Source organism: Polycyclovorans algicola TG408, assembly GCF_000711245.1.
Classification (GTDB): domain Bacteria; phylum Pseudomonadota; class Gammaproteobacteria; order Nevskiales; family Nevskiaceae; genus Polycyclovorans; species Polycyclovorans algicola.
On sequence record NZ_JOMH01000001.1, the window covers coordinates 3,605,235 to 3,621,884 of the forward strand.

General features: G+C 62.6%; 27 protein-coding genes and 1 other RNA gene. 9 read left to right on the forward strand and 19 right to left on the reverse strand.

Features of this window, described 5'->3' with window-relative positions; all coding sequences use genetic code 11:
- Window positions 1-4: 4 nt before the first annotated feature.
- From U741_RS0117140 to U741_RS0117190, 10 genes are all read right to left on the reverse strand, one after another.
- On the reverse strand, window positions 5-742 hold the full coding sequence (locus U741_RS0117140) for an MBL fold metallo-hydrolase (protein WP_029891670.1): 738 nt from the start codon (window positions 740-742) through the stop codon (window positions 5-7).
- Window positions 743-1,021: 279 nt separating this feature from the next.
- Window positions 1,022-1,708, reverse strand: a complete 687-nt coding sequence (locus U741_RS0117150) for an ArsR/SmtB family transcription factor (RefSeq protein WP_029891671.1) — start codon at window positions 1,706-1,708, stop codon at window positions 1,022-1,024.
- 270 nt (window positions 1,709-1,978) lie between these two features.
- Window positions 1,979-2,653, reverse strand: a complete 675-nt coding sequence (locus U741_RS0117155) for a hypothetical protein (RefSeq protein ID WP_161776271.1) — start codon at window positions 2,651-2,653, stop codon at window positions 1,979-1,981.
- A gap of 145 nt (window positions 2,654-2,798) precedes the next feature.
- Window positions 2,799-3,263: a hypothetical protein gene (locus tag U741_RS0117160; RefSeq protein WP_152551668.1), complete on the reverse strand. Its 465-nt coding sequence runs from the start codon at window positions 3,261-3,263 to the stop codon at window positions 2,799-2,801.
- Window positions 3,264-3,363: 100 nt separating this feature from the next.
- Window positions 3,364-3,864, reverse strand: a complete 501-nt coding sequence (locus U741_RS0117165; protein ID WP_052378941.1) for a response regulator — start codon at window positions 3,862-3,864, stop codon at window positions 3,364-3,366.
- Entirely contained in the window at window positions 3,839-5,782 is a 1,944-nt protein-coding gene (locus U741_RS0117170) for a hybrid sensor histidine kinase/response regulator (RefSeq protein ID WP_029891675.1), read from the reverse strand. Before U741_RS0117170 ends, U741_RS0117165 begins: the two co-directional genes overlap by 26 nt.
- A complete protein-coding gene (locus U741_RS0117175; RefSeq protein WP_029891676.1) occupies window positions 5,779-6,540 on the reverse strand; it encodes a helix-turn-helix transcriptional regulator in 762 nt (253 codons plus the stop codon). The genes U741_RS0117170 and U741_RS0117175 overlap by 4 nt, the downstream gene beginning before the upstream one ends.
- An 88-nt stretch (window positions 6,541-6,628) precedes the next feature.
- Entirely contained in the window at window positions 6,629-7,234 is a 606-nt protein-coding gene (locus U741_RS0117180; RefSeq protein WP_029891677.1) for a metal-independent carbonic anhydrase family protein, read from the reverse strand.
- Between the two features lie 322 nt (window positions 7,235-7,556).
- Window positions 7,557-7,823: an antitoxin gene (locus tag U741_RS0117185; protein ID WP_029891678.1), complete on the reverse strand. Its 267-nt coding sequence runs from the start codon at window positions 7,821-7,823 to the stop codon at window positions 7,557-7,559.
- The gene (locus tag U741_RS0117190; RefSeq protein ID WP_029891679.1) at window positions 7,816-8,097 is read right to left on the reverse strand and encodes a hypothetical protein; all 282 of its coding nucleotides are present in this window, start codon (window positions 8,095-8,097) and stop codon (window positions 7,816-7,818) included. The genes U741_RS0117185 and U741_RS0117190 overlap by 8 nt, the downstream gene beginning before the upstream one ends.
- A 210-nt stretch (window positions 8,098-8,307) precedes the next feature.
- Here U741_RS0117190 and U741_RS0117195 point away from each other — a divergent pair, with 210 nt between their 5' ends.
- From U741_RS0117195 to U741_RS0117205, 3 genes are all read left to right on the forward strand, one after another.
- Window positions 8,308-8,586, forward strand: a complete 279-nt coding sequence (locus tag U741_RS0117195; RefSeq protein WP_029891680.1) for a BrnT family toxin — start codon at window positions 8,308-8,310, stop codon at window positions 8,584-8,586.
- Window positions 8,540-8,809 carry a BrnA antitoxin family protein gene (locus U741_RS0117200; RefSeq protein WP_029891681.1) on the forward strand — a complete coding sequence of 90 codons (270 nt, stop codon included), beginning with the start codon at window positions 8,540-8,542 and terminating at the stop codon, window positions 8,807-8,809. The genes U741_RS0117195 and U741_RS0117200 overlap by 47 nt, the downstream gene beginning before the upstream one ends.
- 456 nt (window positions 8,810-9,265) lie before the next feature.
- A complete protein-coding gene (locus tag U741_RS0117205; protein ID WP_029891682.1) occupies window positions 9,266-9,964 on the forward strand; it encodes a transposase in 699 nt (232 codons plus the stop codon).
- 95 nt (window positions 9,965-10,059) lie between these two features.
- Here U741_RS0117205 and U741_RS0117210 read toward each other — a convergent pair whose 3' ends face one another.
- Both U741_RS0117210 and U741_RS0117215 read right to left on the reverse strand, forming a co-directional pair.
- Window positions 10,060-10,248, reverse strand: coding sequence for a DUF2283 domain-containing protein (locus U741_RS0117210; RefSeq protein WP_029891683.1), 189 nt, complete (start codon window positions 10,246-10,248; stop codon window positions 10,060-10,062).
- Between the two features lie 3 nt (window positions 10,249-10,251).
- A complete protein-coding gene (locus U741_RS0117215) occupies window positions 10,252-10,449 on the reverse strand; it encodes a DUF4258 domain-containing protein (protein WP_200872756.1) in 198 nt (65 codons plus the stop codon).
- A gap of 12 nt (window positions 10,450-10,461) precedes the next feature.
- Between U741_RS0117215 and U741_RS19600 the strand changes: the two genes are divergently transcribed.
- Window positions 10,462-10,611, forward strand: a complete 150-nt coding sequence (locus tag U741_RS19600) for a hypothetical protein (protein ID WP_200872757.1) — start codon at window positions 10,462-10,464, stop codon at window positions 10,609-10,611.
- Between the two features lie 77 nt (window positions 10,612-10,688).
- On the opposite strand, the gene U741_RS19810 is transcribed toward U741_RS19600, so the two are convergent.
- Window positions 10,689-11,174, reverse strand: a complete 486-nt coding sequence (locus U741_RS19810) for a pilin (protein ID WP_436240273.1) — start codon at window positions 11,172-11,174, stop codon at window positions 10,689-10,691.
- A 626-nt stretch (window positions 11,175-11,800) separates the two neighbouring features.
- On the opposite strand from U741_RS19810, the gene U741_RS0117225 reads away from it, so the two are divergent.
- Together U741_RS0117225 and U741_RS0117230 are read left to right on the forward strand one after the other, a co-directional pair.
- Complete coding sequence (locus U741_RS0117225) at window positions 11,801-12,055, forward strand: type II toxin-antitoxin system HicA family toxin (protein WP_029891686.1); 255 nt, start codon at window positions 11,801-11,803, stop codon at window positions 12,053-12,055.
- Window positions 12,052-12,381 (forward strand): type II toxin-antitoxin system HicB family antitoxin, encoded by a 330-nt coding sequence (locus U741_RS0117230; protein ID WP_029891687.1) that lies wholly within the window; start codon window positions 12,052-12,054, stop codon window positions 12,379-12,381. The genes U741_RS0117225 and U741_RS0117230 overlap by 4 nt, the downstream gene beginning before the upstream one ends.
- A 20-nt stretch (window positions 12,382-12,401) precedes the next feature.
- Here U741_RS0117230 and mazF read toward each other — a convergent pair whose 3' ends face one another.
- From mazF to rnpB, 5 genes are all read right to left on the reverse strand, one after another.
- Entirely contained in the window at window positions 12,402-12,740 is a 339-nt protein-coding gene (gene mazF / locus U741_RS0117235) for an endoribonuclease MazF (protein WP_029891688.1), read from the reverse strand.
- On the reverse strand, window positions 12,741-12,983 hold the full coding sequence (locus tag U741_RS0117240; protein WP_029891689.1) for an AbrB/MazE/SpoVT family DNA-binding domain-containing protein: 243 nt from the start codon (window positions 12,981-12,983) through the stop codon (window positions 12,741-12,743).
- 140 nt (window positions 12,984-13,123) lie between these two features.
- The gene (locus U741_RS0117245) at window positions 13,124-13,399 is read right to left on the reverse strand and encodes a BrnA antitoxin family protein (RefSeq protein ID WP_029891690.1); all 276 of its coding nucleotides are present in this window, start codon (window positions 13,397-13,399) and stop codon (window positions 13,124-13,126) included.
- Window positions 13,386-13,652, reverse strand: a complete 267-nt coding sequence (locus tag U741_RS0117250) for a BrnT family toxin (protein WP_029891691.1) — start codon at window positions 13,650-13,652, stop codon at window positions 13,386-13,388. Before U741_RS0117250 ends, U741_RS0117245 begins: the two co-directional genes overlap by 14 nt.
- A 161-nt stretch (window positions 13,653-13,813) precedes the next feature.
- Window positions 13,814-14,183: RNase P RNA component class A (gene rnpB, locus U741_RS18770), an RNA gene on the reverse strand.
- Between the two features lie 44 nt (window positions 14,184-14,227).
- Between rnpB and U741_RS0117255 the strand changes: the two genes are divergently transcribed.
- The 3 genes from U741_RS0117255 to U741_RS0117265 are packed head-to-tail and all read left to right on the forward strand — an operon-like array spanning window position 14,228 to window position 16,040.
- Window positions 14,228-14,653 (forward strand): SRPBCC family protein, encoded by a 426-nt coding sequence (locus U741_RS0117255; protein WP_029891692.1) that lies wholly within the window; start codon window positions 14,228-14,230, stop codon window positions 14,651-14,653.
- 4 nt (window positions 14,654-14,657) lie between these two features.
- Entirely contained in the window at window positions 14,658-15,422 is a 765-nt protein-coding gene (locus tag U741_RS0117260; RefSeq protein ID WP_029891693.1) for an ABC transporter substrate-binding protein, read from the forward strand.
- Window positions 15,423-15,452: 30 nt separating this feature from the next.
- On the forward strand, window positions 15,453-16,040 hold the full coding sequence (locus U741_RS0117265; RefSeq protein WP_029891694.1) for a hypothetical protein: 588 nt from the start codon (window positions 15,453-15,455) through the stop codon (window positions 16,038-16,040).
- A 47-nt stretch (window positions 16,041-16,087) separates the two neighbouring features.
- Here the strand turns inward: U741_RS0117265 and secB are convergent, their stop codons facing one another.
- Window positions 16,088-16,624 carry a protein-export chaperone SecB gene (secB, locus tag U741_RS0117270; RefSeq protein WP_029891695.1) on the reverse strand — a complete coding sequence of 179 codons (537 nt, stop codon included), beginning with the start codon at window positions 16,622-16,624 and terminating at the stop codon, window positions 16,088-16,090.
- Between the last annotated feature and the right edge of the window lie 26 nt (window positions 16,625-16,650).

Consider the following 16,650-nt stretch of genomic DNA (forward strand, 5'->3'; position numbering starts at 1 on the left):
GGCCCTAACTCATGAGCCCAAGGTTGGTCCGCACGATGGCATCCATGTCGGCTGGGCGCGGGGGAATGTTCTGCGTCAGGTGTTCGATAAAGGCCGCCTTGTCGAGTGCGAGGGCCGGATTCCAGCGCTTCTCGAAGCCCAGCGTTGACGACGGCTTTCCGGACAGGCCCGCGCCGCAGGCGCTGCCGGCCTGATGCCCGGGGAAAATCTCCACCTCGTCCGGCAGCGTCAGCAACTTCGAGTGAAGGCTGTCGTAGAGCACGCCGGCAAACTCCCGCTCGCGCCCCGCCAAATCCGGGCGGCCGACAGAGCCGACGAAGAGCGTATCGCCGGTGACCACGAACCACGGAGCATCGCCCCTTCGCAGATCGGTGACCAGCAAGCTGACGCTCTCGGGCGTGTGCCCGGGCGTGTGAAGGACACGGATCCTGGTGTTTCCCACATCGAGTTCCTGTTCATCGTGAAGCGGCTCGAACGGGATCCTGGCCGCCGGACGGGCAGCCTCATGCAGGCAGTAAGGTGCGCCGACCGCTTTGGCCAAGGCAGGGCCACCGGAAAGGTGATCGGCATGGACGTGGGTATCGATCACGTAGTTGATCGGCACGCCGGCTCGCTGAGCCTCGGCAATAAACCACGCCTCGTCGCCTGCCACCACGTCAACGGCCACTGATCGGCCCTGACCGGCGCAGCCGAAGAAGTACGACAGGGCGGCATCTTTGGCGGCCAACTGCTTGAAGAACATCGTCGTGACTCCTAGCGCCTGTTCGGTGAGGCCGCGCGCGTCCATGCACGTCCCGCGGAGGGCGATTTCCGCCATATGCGACCTGCTTGCGCGGCAACTGAACGTTGTCGATACCCACCGGGACCTTCTGCCTGGCTTTCGCGCCGATCGCGGCTTCCGCTGTCAAAAAGGTCCGTCACTGCTGCTCGTCCTTGGCCGGCAGTGCGGCAGCCAAGCGCAGCGAGTCGTCGGCGCGTTCGTTGCCATGGGGCGCGTCACTGATGGTGAACAGGGTCTCGCTCATTGCACGCCGCCAGCAGTGGCCGACAATGACTCAAGGGGAAGACCGGCGGCTCGCCATTCACTGACGCCATCCGTGATCTTGCGCACGCGGTAGCCGCGGGCCCTGAGGAGCGCAACCGCTTCCTCGGCGAACAGGCAAAAAGGGCCACGGCAGTACGCGACGATCTCGCGGCTCTTGGGCAGGTCGGAGAGACGCTGCGCGAGTTCACTGACTGGGATCGATCGCGCATGCGGCAGGTGAGCCGTCTCGTATTCCGTAGCCGGCCTGACATCGATGATGATCACGTCGCCTCGACGCGCCTGCTCCAGAAGCGCTTTGCGCCCGACCGGTGCCAGATGCTCCGGGTCGGCCTTCATCTCATTCAGGGCATGTTGCAGCTCCAGCAGATTCTGCTCGGCCACCTGCCGCAAATGGACCAAAAGGCCGGACACGTCGCTGCCGTTGAGTCGATAAACGACGTTTTTGCCCTCGCGCCGGGTCAACACCAGACGAGCCTGCCGCAATGCCTTCAAATGCGCGCTCGTGAGCTTCACATCGACCGACAGCTCCGCGGCCAGCATCTCGACGGTCTTTTCACTCTGGCCAAGCAACTCCAGCAGCTCCAGCCGCTTGGGACTCGATACCGCCTTCCCGATCCTCGCCACCTGCTCGTACAGGAGGTCCTTGAGTTCTCGCTTCTTCATTCAATCAATCTAACGATTATTAGATTGTTAGTCAAGCGCGATGTATCACCTGCGCCCCGCTCAGCGCGGTTGCCCGATAAAAGTACGGCCGATCGGGAATTCACCAAGTGGACTCATTGCACAGGACGCACCTGCACATGGGCAGCGCATGCGTTCGCCGAGTTTCAAAGTGCGAGACCACCAACACCTGTGGCGGCGACCGCTGCACCCCTCGCGCCTCGTACTCGTTCAAAAAGTCCGGTGCATTCGTCAACCTCGATCGGCGCTCGGTTACGCGTCCATCGCGTGCAGCCGTTGATGGGTCTTGCGCAGGTCGGCCATCAGGCGCGCGTGCTCTTCCGAGTCGCCCAGCGCCAGCAGCCGCAGCAGGATGCCGTAACGCACCTGCGCTTCAAGCTGCGCGTCCGACAGTTCGTTCTGCACCCACAAGTCGAGAACGCCGGCGAAAAAGATCTGGTACTCACGCGCAAGATCAGGCAGCCCAACACCCTTGGGCAGCCGACCGGCACGCGCCAGGGCACCGAGTCGTGACGCCCAGAATTTGAGGGCCCGGTTCATCAGCACCGGGCGATGCTCGGGTTCGATCACGCCCAGCTCAAATCGCCACAGCGGGCGCAGGTAGGCGGAATCCTGAACGTAGACGCGCGCGACGGTGGTGGCGGCAGTGAGCGCCTGATCGTAAGGGTCGTCGGACTCGGGCGTGGCGGTCGCGGCCTCGAACTGGTCCATTGTCCGGTTGAGCAGCCCGTACAAAATCGCGCCCTTCGACCCCAGCAGGTTGTAGAGCGTTGGAGTTCCCAGGATTTCGTGGACACTTTTACGAAGGTGATGCAATTGCCGGATGAGAGAAGTGCCCAAGAAACCGCAGACTATCCTCAACGCCATGCTCCGTGACCGTTCGCCGTGGAATGCCGCGTTGGCAATAAACAGAGGTTGACGAAACATGGCTGCTACGCATAGGCACGGTACGCAATTGACGACGTCAGCACCGTCACCTTGCGCCCCTCGCCCCCTTTTCGGGACGGCAGGTCGTGGGCAGCATCCGTCTGCGTGAGCTGTGCTGCAGGTCGAACGAGCCTCAAAGGCATCGTTACGGATGCGTCACCTCGACCGTCAAAGCCCAGCGAGGCACAGCCCAGGTATCGAATCCGTCGTCGTGGGTCACGGTCTGCGCGACCAGCGAGAGATCGCAGGCGCCGGTCGGGGTGACGGCGGCATGACGAGGGCGGCCATCACCCCGGTCACCAACGGCGGCACATACCGTTTCGGCGCCTGCGGCCTGCAGCACAATAAGCCCACGCTCGGTGTCGTATGCCAGACCGTCAACCGCTAACCGCAGGCGCTGTTCCGGATACTCCTCAAAGTGTTTCTGCCGGTAGTGGATCTCCACCCACGCGCGGCCAACATCCGCGTTGTATCCGAAGGCAGATCGATGGTCGGTGATGTCGGATGAGAGGTCTGTCAGCACGCTGAGCCGGTGTGACTCACTGGCGACGGCCTGGGCCATCGTGGTCGCCATTGCGGCTGCCAGCAGAACGATGATGTGGTGTCTCATGAAACGCTCCTGGCCGAAGATCGGTGCTGCACTGGGGCCAGGAGTTTTCGCCATGGCTCGGGTCGGTGCATCTGCCGACGCACATAGCAGCGCATCTGCCTCAAGGCAGATCGGAGGGTGCGCCCAAGGCCTGTATTCGACGCGCCTGCAGGCCCATGCCGTCGGTCGCGCCCAGGGCGCGTAGGCGGGTGTAGAGCTGGCGGGCTTCGAGCAGATTCCAGACCCGCAGCATCACCTCGATGTTGTCCAGGGGCTTGGTCAAGAAGTCCGTCGCACCCAGACCCAGTGCCTTGTGCCGGGCGGCGCGGCTGACATCGGCGGTCAGCACCACCACAGGCAGGTACTGGTCGGCCCGCAATTCAGCCAGCCGCGACAGGACTGCGTAGCCGTCCACCACCGGCATTTTCAGGTCCAGCATGATCAGGTCGGGCTGAAATGCGCAGCACAGGGCATAAGCATTGGCGGGCTCGGTGGTCGCCGCGAGGTTCTGAAACCCTTCCGCCAGCAGCGTTGTTTCCAGCAGCTCAACGTTGGCGACCTGATCATCGATGATCAGGATGCGGCTGTCGGTAATCTCAGTGGCGTGCGGTGTCGCGGACATCAGAGAGCTCCAGGGCGCGATAAAGCGCAGCGGCATCAATGGGTTTGAGCAGGAAGGCATCGGCACCGGCCGCCATCGCCGCCTCGCGGGTTTCCGGCAGGGCGTCGGCGCTGATGACGATGACGGTCAAGCCTTCTCGCGGCCGCTCGCGGCGCAGGCAGGTCAGCACGTCCAGACCCGACCGGTCGGGCAGGTGCCAGTCCAGCAAGACATGACCGGGTGACCACTGGCGCATCACTTTCAGGCCTTCGGCTGCAGTGCTCGCGGTGCGCAGGGTGCATCCGGGCCGGCGCGAGAGCAGCGTCTCGACAAGAATCCGGTTTGAGGCATTGTCTTCGACATACAGCACCCGCTTGGCGACATCGCGCGCCGGGGGCGGCGGGTCGGTATCGGCCAGCGGCGTGGCCGACCCGGCCGCGACGATCACCGGCCTATCACGCGGCAGCTCGACCCAGAACGTCGCGCCCTGCCCCAGCGCGCTGGTCACGCCGATCCGCCCACCCATCGCCTCGGTCAGGCGCTTGCACAGCGCCAGCCCCAGGCCGGTGCCCTCAATCTCACTGGCGTTGTCCAGGCGGGTAAAGGGCGCGAACAGCAGCGCATGATCGCGCGGGTCGATCCCGCCGCCCGCATCGCGAACGGCCAGCCGGACGCAGTCGCCGTACACCGCGCAGGTCAGGCCAACGATGGCGTCGTCGGGGCTGAACTTGATGGCGTTGTCCAGCAGGTTGATCAGGATCTGGCGCAGCCGCTGCGGGTCGGCGCGCACGCAGACCGCCCCCGGCACGTCCGGGCGCTGAATCGTGATGCGACGCTGCGCGGCCTGCACGCCGGTGAGCTTGGCGACCGTGGCCAGCATCTCGTCGATCAGCACCGGCTGAAGGTTGAACGCGAGGGCATCGGCCTCGATGCGCGAGATGTCCATCACGTCGTTGACCAGATCGAGTAGGTGTTCGCCCGCATCGATGACGTGTTGGCAGTGCTGCCGCTGGCGTTCGGAGTCACTCTCGCTGCGCAGCACGCGCGAAAAGCCAAGGATGGCGTTGAGCGGCGTCCGCAGCTCGTGGCTGATGCGCGACAGGAAATCGGTCTTGGCCCGATTGGCGGCCTGCGCGTCATCGCGTGCACGTCGGGCGTCTTCGGCGCGCGCCGACAGCAGCCGCGAGGCGGTGTGCAAACGGTCGCCCAGCTCGCCCAGTTCGTCGTTCCAGGCCGGCAGCGCGGCCGGCGTTGCCCCCTCGGCCAGCAGTTTGGCGTTGCGCCCGAGGCTGTGAATGCGGCTGATCAGATCTTTTGAGAAGAGCGTGGCGGTGACCACCGCGGCACCGATGCCGAGGATCACCGCAAACACCGACAGCCACAGATTGCGTGTGCGTGCCCGGTCCGCCGAGCGCTCGCGGGCATCAATCACCACCTGCTCGCGCTGCTCCATCTCGAGAATGGTGTCGCGAATCTGGTCGAGCAACCGCTTGTTGCTGCCCAGAATCTCGATGCCCGGCGCCCCGGGTTGATCAAGCCCCGAGATCATCTGCTGTAGATCGCCCATCTTCTGTGCCGACAGCACTTCAATCTGCTCCAGCGCGGTGCGCAGCACCGGGTCGCGGGCACGCTGGTCCAGGCGGTCAAGGCGTGCCGGAAGCGCTTCCACGGCGCGCCAGTACGGCGCCAAAAAACGCTCGTCGCGGGTCAGCAGGTAGCCGCGCACGCCGCTGGCGGCTTCGGCAAGGCTGGCGTGCAGGGCGTGGATGTCGGACAACACCTGTATGCCCGAGCGCACGTCGTCCTCAGCCGAAGCGGTTGCCCGGGCCGCCTGCACGACGACGATGGTGGCCAGAATCAGCACCAGCAAGGGAATCAGCACGGTGACCAGGCTGCGGGTGCGCAACGACCAGTCGCGCCACGGCGCCAGTCGGCTCATTCGCTGCTCCCGATGCGCCATTCCACCGCCTTGGCGGCGGCCTGCGCGCGATCCTGCAACTGCAGCTTGCGCAGGATGCGCTCAACGTGGACCTTGGCCGTGCCCGGCGCCATGCCCAGGGCTGATGCAATGCCGGCGTTGGTCATGCCACGTGGCAGCAGCGACAGCACTTCGGTTTCCCGCACGGTGAGGCGCGCCAGCAGCGCCTTCTCTTTCTCGGCAAGACGCGGGCGGGCGGCAGACGGTACCGCCAGCAGCGCGCCCAGATACGGCCCCAGAACCGTGACGGTGGCCAGATCATCGTGCGCGGGCGGCGGGTGGCCGGGCTCTGCGGCCAGTGCCATCACCCCCACCACCTGGCCCGCCACCACCAGCGGAACCGACATTTCGAAGGCAAGTGAGCGACCGATGCACCACACGCTGCTCGGCGGAGTTTCGATCAGCAACAGCCGGGCCGGCAGCGTGGTGGTGGCCGCAAGGGCACCGCGCAGCGGCAGACGCGTCCCGGCAGGCGGCGCCACGCCCAGACTGGCCAACACCTCAACCCGGCCCGACTGTTGCCGCGCGAGGATGCCGTGCGCGGCACCAAACAGACGCGCGCATTCCTGAAGCACGCGCTCAGGCGCTTTGCTGCGCTCGTGCTGCCCAATCGCGGCACTCAAGGCCGACACCAGGGCCCAGCGGCGTTCCTGTGCCGCAAGCGACTGGGCATGTTGCCGGTAGGCGCGGGCAGACGGTGCAGTGTCAGGCTCAGTCACGTCACGGGCTCGGTCCAGACTCAGACGCTAAAAAGCGGGGGGTGCAATGCACACCCCGCGAGGCTTGCTTGCAAGGTTGCCTCAGACGTTACGAGCCATAAGGCAGCGATGAATGATGCACGACGATGCGCAGCTTGCTGTCATTGTCGCGCAGATAACCCCAGGTTTTGTCGACGGTCGTGGCCTTGCCGGTCTTGTCATAAAAGGTCACGTGCCCCATCGACGTTGCACTGTTGCCATTCAGCAGAATGCCAGCGTTGTGCACTTCAGCCGACACCCAGCCCTTCAGGGCAAAGCCTTGGTCTTCGGGATACGCGTCGCTACCGCCCACAAAGTAAGAGACCGCGCCTTCCCGGGTGGTTCTGAAGGTCTTCGGGCCCGACGCCAGGGTCGGCTTGAACAACACCGGGCCCAGGTTGTAGCCGTAGGCCGAATCGATCACGGCTTCGGCGGTCTGCTTGGCCTTGTCGATCCCGCCGGATTCGTAGTCACTCGAAATTTTCACCAGGGCATCGACCCACGCCTGTTGGGCGGCCAAAACTTCAGCCTCACTGACGCCAGTGGCAAGCTGCTCGGTCTGCGGAACGGCTTTGGCCGTCGATGTCGCAGCGACCCCCGCTGTGACAAGCAACGTAGCGATCCCAAGCGCGGCGGCGCGGCGTGCGGATACAAAATTAAGGGCTGCAGATTTCATGGGCGACTCCGGTCGTGGATTGAATTCGTCCCTTTTGGGATGGCGAAAGTATCCAGAGCACGCGCCGGGCATGAATCTGCCGGGTGACATAGTTCTTTATCTGCTGATCAGCATACATTAGACAAGGCGCGAGCCCGTGCTTTCGGCTCAGGACCCACTGACTTTTTGGAAACCCGCGCGTTCGCTGGCGGTTCGACAAACCCGCGATCCCTTCAAGGGCGGCGTCTTGGCCTTGCCCTGCGGTTTTGACGAGGGAACGCGCCATCACAGTCTTCTCATGTAAATCGACGCTGGACCCTTTCATCTGCGCGGGCGACGCCCATCACTCGTGCAACCGCCCCTCCACATACTTATGAAGAATGCTCGCGACCAACGTCTGGTAAGGAATGCCCTCGGCCAGCGCCCGTTTCTGCAAGCCGCGAAGGTCTTTTGACGGCAGGCGGATATTGATACGCGCGTCCTTGCGAAACATGGCATCGGCATAGGCCTGGTGCCGCTCGCGCAGCTCGGCACCTTGCTCCACCGGCTTGAGTTGCCCCGCCTCAAACGCGGCGAGAACGTCCTGCTCTTCGGGGTCCAGTTCAGTCATCAGTCGTACCTTCGTATCGCTTCGTTGCCTTGCGGCTGGGAATGATGGTTTTGAAAAACACCTCGTCGTCGGTCTCGATGAACGGCACGAGGTAAACGTATCCCTCAATCAACACCGCATGAACCTGTTGGCCGGGGTAGCGTGCCTGATTTGTGTGTTCAAACGTCTCCAGCAGATCGCCTGCATGAATATGAAACACCACATCCTCTAACGACACACCGCGCTGCGCTTTCAACAACACGTTCTTGTCGGCGCTCCAAGCCAGCGATTTCATTTCGAGAACCCAGCACAACGTGTGCCTTTTGTGTGCAGATGCAACGGGTCTTGCACCCCACACAGCATGTGCGACGGGCCGTGAAGGCTGACGTCAGCCATCCACCATCCGGCGCAATTTCATTGCGCCCTACGGTCCAACGGTCACCGCTTTTGGAACCCAACTTGCCAGCAGCTTGATCTGCCGATTTAACGTACATACACTATATCGGTGAAAATCGAGTTCGATCCTGAGAAACGCGATAAGACACTGACCGAACGAGGCCTCGACTTCGCACGCACCGCCGAGGTTTTCGCGGGTCATCACCTCACCGCACCCGATCTTCGTGAATCTTACGGCGAAGACCGATACATCACGCTCGGCCTGCTGGACGGGCGCATGGTTGTAACCGTCTGGACCCCGCGCGGCGAAGCCCGCCGCATCATCAGCATGAGGAAAGCCAATGAACGTGAACAAGCACGCTACCGGCAAAAGCTGGGTAGACCCTGACGACGCACCGGAACTAACCGACGACTTTTTCCAGCGTGCAGATGAATACAACGGCGAGGCGCTGGTAAAACGCGGCCGCCCGAAAGCGACCGAAACCAAAGAACGCATCACCATCCGCCTGTCTCCTGACGTGCTCAAATCATTCCGAGCGACCGGCAGCGGCTGGCAAACACGTGTTGATGGCGCGCTGCGTGAATGGCTGAAACAACATTCTGCCGACTGAGCCAACGAACTGATTGCGCAGAGCCGTAGGCCGTAGCACACAAAGCGACGACGGGCCGTAAAGGCTCACGTTATTCATCCACCATCCGGCGCAATTTTATTGCGCCCTACGGTCCTGCGATGCTCGGCCGAAACAAAGGGGGGAGAACGTCAAAGGCAGAAGCAAAAGCAGCGCGCCGGTGACGCTTCGGCTTTTGCTGTTCAACCCCCTTCTGCCGGGCCGAGCATCGCAGCAGCGGAGGGATCAGATTCGCGGTTGTCTGAGCGTAGCGAGTTCCGCGAATCCCCTCCCGTGCGAGAAGCGCAGGGCACCCCGCGTTAGCGGGGCACGGCGGGTGGGCAGATTTCTTTGGTTCCTTTCTTTGTCTGTTCAAAGAAAGGAACTGCCCCGCCGGGGGCAGTCCCCGAAAAAGGGGCCAGGGTCGATTTACTGACCCCTTTTTGCTAGCGTCACCCCGTGCCTCGTCGAACCCGCCTTCATCTGAGCAATGTACCCCTGCACCTCGTGCAGCGAGGGCACAACCGCGAACCTTGCTTCTTCTGCGACGACGATTACCACGCCTATCTCGGCTGGCTGGGTGACGCACTGGCAGACACCGACACCGCCCTCCACGCCTACGTGCTCATGACCAACCATGTGCACCTGCTATTCACACCGCGTCACGCTGATGCCGTGCCTAAACTCACGATGTCGCTGGGGCGACGCTACGTGCAATACATCAATCGTCGATACGGGCGCACCGGCACCCTCTGGGACAGCCGCTACAAATCCTCCCTCGTGCAGACCGAGACCTACCTCTTGACCTGCCAACGCTACATCGAGCTCAACCCCGTTCGTGCCCGCATGGTGAGCGACCCCGCCCAGTACCGATGGAGCAGCTACCGGCACAACGGACTCGGCGAACCTAACCCGCGCGTCACGCCGCACGACATCTACCAAGCGCTGGGTCCCACCGCTACAGCCCGCCAACACCACTACCGCGAGCTGTTTCGTCATGCCCTGGCACAAGACGCCATTGATGACATTCGCCTCGCCTTCAACCAGAACCAACCCATCGGTGACACAACGTTTCTCGACAAAAACGCCTCGGTGACCGGCATCAGCCGCCAGCCCCGACCGCGTGGCAGACCCCGAAAGCCGCCTGATTCACCGTAGCGCCCACAAAAAAACCCGCAGGTGAGGGCGGGCTTTGAGCTACGGCAAGAGGATGGGCGTTTAATCGACCCTGGCCCCTTTTAGGCCCCGGGGTACTACGCCGCCAGTCGCTCAGGCGGCAACGCACCGCTGGCGCGCGCGTCCAAAATCACCACTTCGACCAGTGTTCCGTCGGCCGCAAAACTGAGGTGCGTGGACCAGTCCTGCGACACCTCGCGCGTAATGGCCTTGTCAGACATGCGCAACACCATGATGTCGTCGACCTCGTCATACGTGATCTTCATGGCTTAACCCTCCAAACTGAAATGATGCATCACCGTCTTGATGACCAGACCGCCCTGAATCACCGCCGCAACGCAGAGCAGGTTGTCGGCTCGGTCATCATAGGCCTTGTGCAGCCAGAAATGCGATGCATCCCGACGGCGCTCGGTGCCGGTTTCGATCAGGTCTAACAACCGCGTTTCGTCGATGTTGCGGTCGATCATGCGCCCGCGAGCGTGTCGCGTGACATTCACTTCCCGCTGATCGCGTTGGCTAAACATCGCGTCATTGTAGGGCCTGCCTCCAGCGGCTGGCAGACACAAAAAAGCCCGCCGGTGACGGCGGGCTTTGAATTACGGCAAGAGGACAAAGAAGGTGGAAATTAAATCGACCCTGGCCCCTTTTTTTAAATCGACCCTGGCCCCTTTTATTTCTTGACCCTGGCCCCTTTTATTTCTTAGGCTTACTCCACAACGCCCTCGGCTACAGCTGCGCCGCGGCACGAGCCAGGCAGATATTTTTGCTGGATCGTGGTGCCGTCAGCAGCTGAACCACAAACCCAACCAACGATCGTGCCACCGGCTTCAGGAGCGCCACCACCGGCTGCCACTGGCTTAAGAGTCAGAATGCCGCCTTCGGCATCATCAGCTCCATTCTTAACATTACGGCTCGTAACTGTTATCTCGCCAGTTGCATCGGTAGCAACCGATGCGACGTACTGTGAAGTGGGAGTATCAGATTCGCAGCCCCACGCACCTGCTGCAGGAAGCTCGGTTGCGGTCTGGACGGTTTCAGTGATCGAAGTCCGGCATGCGGACGCGGCCAGCACGATTTCCGAGGTTTTCGAGCGAACTATGTAATCCTGATAAGCCGGCAACGCAATCGCCGCCAAAATCCCAATAATGGCAACCACAATCATCAGTTCGATGAGCGTGAAACCCTTTTGCATTTGTTTGTTCATAAACAGTCACTCCTGAAAGGTGGTGTGTTGACTCTGGCGCCGCGGTGACGGGTTGAATGCATCGTGACGTCAATCCATCAAGAATCCGTCGGCCCGCAAACAAGGGCGCAACCTGCGTGCCAAGTGTTGCCGCCGGGGTCGGTGGTCAACGGTAGGCCCGCCGACGTGCGTCTCGCGCCGGCATTTCATCGGGGCATCACCCTGTTTTTATTTGATTTATTTCGGCGTCCGCTGATCGCGGCTGCCCGGCATCGATGTGACCACCCAAAACCCTCGACCGTGGCGGGCCGGGGCAGGTGGTGTAGGTAATTCCCCTACACGGCGGTTGCTGACGCGGGGTGTCAGCTTGTGACAAAAATTGTCACGGCCCGCGTGCACCCATGACCGCCACGTGATCACCGTCACGCCCCGACCCGTCACCCCGGACTTGATCCGGGGTCCATGCTCGGCCCGATGAGGCGCTGCCGTCAGTCGCAAGTGCATCACCTGAATCTGGATGCCGGATCGAGCCCGGCATGACGGCAGGCAGGGCAGAAAAGGGACGCAGAAAAGGGACCAGGATTGATTTAATTCGGTTGACGATTACGATAGCATTTTCTGCTATCGTTACCGACATGAACAATCGCCATCGGAAAACCTTGGCCGCCGTCTTCGCCTCACCGACGGCCAAGACGCTGGATTGGCGAGCCATCGAAGCATTGTTAATCGCCAACCATTGCACGGTCATTGAGGGTGATGGTTCGCGCGTGCGGTTCGTCAAAGGCGATGTGGTGGCCACCTTCCACCGGCCCCACCCGGCAAAAGAAGCGAAGCTCTACCAGGTTCGTGACGCCCGACTTTTTCTTCAACAGATTGGAGTAACACCATGAAAACCATGACTTACAAGGGTTATGCCGCTCGCATCGAATTCAGCGACGAGGATGACTGCTTTGTGGGCCACGTTGCCGGCATCCGCGATGTGGTGGGCTTTCATGCCTGCAATGTCGAGGCGCTGCGGGCTGCGTTTCATGAGGCCGTGGATGACTATCTGGCCACCTGCGACACAGTGGGCAAATCACCGCAGCGGCCCTACAGCGGAAAAGTGATGCTGCGCATTCCACCCGAAACCCATGCGCAGGCGGCACTCAAGGCGGCTGCCGTGGGCAAGAGCCTCAACCAATGGGCCGCCGAGGTTTTTGATCGCGCGACGGTTTAGGGGCCAGGGTCGAAACATCATCAACCCCGCATTAGCGCCGTGGCCTTGCGACGTACTTCGGCCAGTTCAGCAGGTGATGCGCTGCCCTTCTTGACGGCTTTACGGGCCACCCAATCGAGGCTTTTCACCTGGTCGGCCAGCGCCGCACTGGCCCGGGCACCCGCCAGCAATACTTCAAAGGGATAGTCCTTGATCTGTGTGGTGAGCGGGCAACACAGCATGAGGCCACTTTTGCTGTTGTAGGTTGCCGGGCTCAGCACCACCGCTGGCCGATGTCCGGCCTGTTCATGCCCGGCTTGCGGATCAAATTCCAGCCAGACGATGTCGCCTGCCGCAGGAACGTAACGGCGCCCGGCCATTTACAGCGCCTCTTTACCGAGGGCAGGCCCAAAGCGCAGCTCTTCGTGCAGATTGTCGGGTGTGATGGCCGCAACCATGGCATCGAGGTCGCACTCGGCGTCAATGACGGGTTCGATGATGATGCGGCCATCGACCTCAATCACGTCGACCAAGGCATCAAGCCGCAGGTTTGCGGCTTCCATAATGGCCGCTGGAATGCGGACTGAGGCGCTATTGCCCCACTTTCTGACGCTGACACGCATGGGGGATTCCTGTCGCCAATTGCATGGGGATAAATCCTACAGGTCCTTCATGATGGTAGCAACATTGTAGATACATGATAAATGGCCGTGAGAAAAGGGGCCAGGATCGCTTTAATTGAAGGCCTTTTCAGCCTACTGGCCTACAGCGCGAACCGCTCGCGCAGAATCGCATTAACGCGCGTCTGCCAGCCTGCGCCAGAGGCTCGCAGTACGGCCAGCACGTCGGGATCAAGGCGCAGCTTCACGGCCTCCTTCGGCGCGGCCTTGGGGGGTCGGCCCATGCGAACTGTCGGCGCCACAGCCTTCCACTGCGCATCGGTCAAGGGCTTGGCATCCGCATCACCGCGGGCGGCCGCGATGATGGCCTTATCTTCGGCGACGGTGGGGACGACTGTTCCGGTTTTAAGCTTCGGCATAACGATTCACCTCTTTTCGGTTGGCCTTGCGCAGGCTGATGATGCGGCGGGTTTGGTCGCGGTCAACATAGGCCACGAAGTAAAGCGTGAGCCCGATGTAGCCGATGGCGCATTCACGGCCTTCGCCGTAGTCTTTGCGGGTATCCCGCCACGTAACGGCCGTGCTCCATTCCAACCGTTCGGCGGACGCCAATTCGATGCCATGCATTACGCGATTCGCTTCGCTTTTGGCGGTGTCGAACTCGATGTTCATCGTACTTATTGTACCCCCACTATGTTGGGGCGCAAGAGAAAAGAGGCCAGGGTCGCCGACACTCCCCCGGCCTCCTTCGGGTGCCGCCCTCTCCCGCACGCCGCTCCGGCAGGCGGGAGAGGGGCGCAAAGAAAAAAACGCTTGCGGCGACGGGCCTTGTAAGTGGGAGCCGGCCGATAAGCCGGGTTCTGTCGAGAACGATCATTCCTCTAGGACCTGCGTCGCCGCAGGCCTCAAGCAACCTACCCGGAAGGCTGCGCGGGCCGCGCAGTGTCGGACGCGTCCGACGCCCTTCCCTATTTGGTCTTGCTCCGAGTGGGGTTTGCCGTGCCGGTCTGTTGCCAGACTCGCGGTGCGCTCTTACCGCACCGTTTCACCCTTGCCTGTGCCCCTTGCGGGGCCATCGGCGGTTTGCTTTCTGTTGCACTTTCCGTCGCCTCGCGGCGCCCAGGCGTTACCTGGCACTCTGCCATGCGGAGCCCGGACTTTCCTCCCCCGCATTGCTGCGGCAGCGATCGTCTGGCCGACTCCCGCTGGTAGTATCGCACCTGTCATCCCATTCCCCGAAGGCTCTCATGCACCTCGTTTCCAGCCAGACCCGCTTTGCCGCACCGCCGGACGTTGTTTTTGAACAATTCGCCGACCATGAAAAATTTGCGCAGATTTTCGGCGCCAGCGCGGATCGCGTGAAAGACGGGCAGGACGAGCCCAACGGGCTGGGCTCGGTGCGGCGCGTGCTGCCGGGGCCTTTGGCGATGGAAGAGACCATTGTCGCCTTCGACCGACCCAAGGCCATTGATTACGCCATCACCAAGGGCGGCCCGCTGAAGAATCATCTGGGGCAGATTCGCTTCGTGGCGATCGACGGCGGCACGCGGGTCGATTACGACATTCGCTTCGAATCGAAGGTGCCGCTGCTGGGTTATGTGGTCGCGGCCGCACTCAAATATGGCTACCGCCACGGCATCAAGAAGGTGCAGGCGCAGTTGGCCGGCCGGTAACGCCATGCGGGTGATCAGCCACACGGCCTCCAACACCGAGATTGTCTGCGCGCTGGGCGCCGGCCATCTGTTGGTGGGCATTGATGCCGATTCCGACTTTCCGGTGGACGTGGTGCGCGACCTGCCCAAGCTGGGGCGCGATCTGCAACTGGACCTGGCGGCGGTTGAGGCGCTGCGCCCCGACCTGGTGTTGACCTCGCTGACGGTGCCGGGTCACGAGCGCATCGTCGAGGCCTTGAACCAGCGTGGCATCCCGACCTTGGTGGCCGACCCGGTGAGCCTTGAGGATGTCTTTGACGATGTGCGGCGCATTGCCAATGCGCTGGGCATGCCCGAGGCCGGTGCGCGCCTGGCAGCCGAGATGGACGCGGCCATGCCGCAACGGGTGGGTGGCAAGGCGGCCCGGGTGCTGGTGGAGTGGTGGCCCAAGCCAGTGATCGTGCCGGGGCGCGACTCGTGGATCACCGGGCTGCTACAGCGTCTGGGCGCGCACAATCCGTGGCACGACCGGCCCAACAAGAGCCAGCCGGTGACGCCCGACGAGGTGGTCAGTGCCCGCCCCGACTTGGTGATCACCAGTTGGTGCGGCGTGCCCGAGCACCAACTGCGGCCGGCCAACGTCATCAGGCGTGAGGGCTGGCAGACGGTGCCGGCGGTGTCGCGCGGCGCCGTGCACGCCATCAGTGAAGCCTATCTGGGTCGGCCCGGCCCGCGGCTGGTGGAGGGTTACCGGCAGCTTGCCGCGCACCTCGACGCGCTGGCCGACTGATGTCCTTTTGCGGCACAACCCGAGCCCTTGATGAGCGATAACGCGCCCCAGCCCGGTGACCTGATCAGCTATCAGGCTTTTGGCGAAAACTTCATCCGTTACCTGATCACCGTGCCGCGCCTGAAGGGCGAGGTCGAAGAGACGCTTCGCCGAACGGTGGAAGGCTCGAGGTCGGCGCTGCCCAACGATCTGCTGGTGGCGTCTTACCAGTTCAAGCCCAGTGACCTGCAAGTGCACCACCGTGACGCCGAAGGCTCAGGGGTCGCCTTCACCCTGCAGTTGACCGGCCTGCTCGACATCACGCTACGGGTGATGGGGCTGCCGGTGCGCACGCCGATGGACGTTGAGATCAACGTGCGCATCGACGTGGAAACGCGCTACCCGCTGACCATCCACCTGGTGCCCCAGGCGATCAGCGGCCGTGAGGTGAAGGTCAAGGCACGCATGCCCAAGGAGTTGCGCGCGCTGCCGACGCAGCTCTTGAACCGCATCAATCCGCTGGTGATGACCGTGCGCGAGGCCATCGTCCGCGAGGTCAACGCCCAGTTACAGCGCGATGACCTGCGCGAGGCGACCACCATCGACGTGCTCAAGATTGCGTCCAAGAAGCTGGGCTGAGCCTGGTTGGCGAGCCCCTGAAAGCGGCTCCCTGCTCCCTGTCCCTACTAGTGCGTGACAGCCCCGTTCCCGGCGGCCGCGTCGGCGGCCGGCGCCGCGGCCGCCGCCTGCTGGCGCTGATGCTGCAGATACAGCGCGTCAAAGTTGATCGGCTGCAGCAGCAACTGCGGGAAGCCCGCGCGCTGCACCAGATCGGCGATGGTTTCGCGGGCAAACGGGAAGATCAACGATGGGCAGTAAGCCCCCAGCACCGCGCCGCGCTCGGCGTTGGTGTTGAAGCCCTTGAGCAGAAACAGCCCGGCCTGATGGGCTTCGATCAGAAAGGCGGTCTCGTCGCCGAGCTTGGCGGTGACGGTGATGGTGAGAATCACCTGCCACTGGTCATTGCTCATGTCCTGCACGCGCGAGTTGACCTGCACGTCGACATCGGGCTTCCACGCCTTGGTGAACACCTGCGGCGCGTTGGGCACTTCGATGGAGGCGTCCTTGACGAAAAACTTTTGCAGCAGGACCTGCCGGCCGTCGGCCTGCGGGTTGGGAGCTGCGGCGGGGTCCAGGGTTTCGGGGTTGGCGGGTTCAGCCATGGCAGGGAGGTAATCCGGGTGAGTTT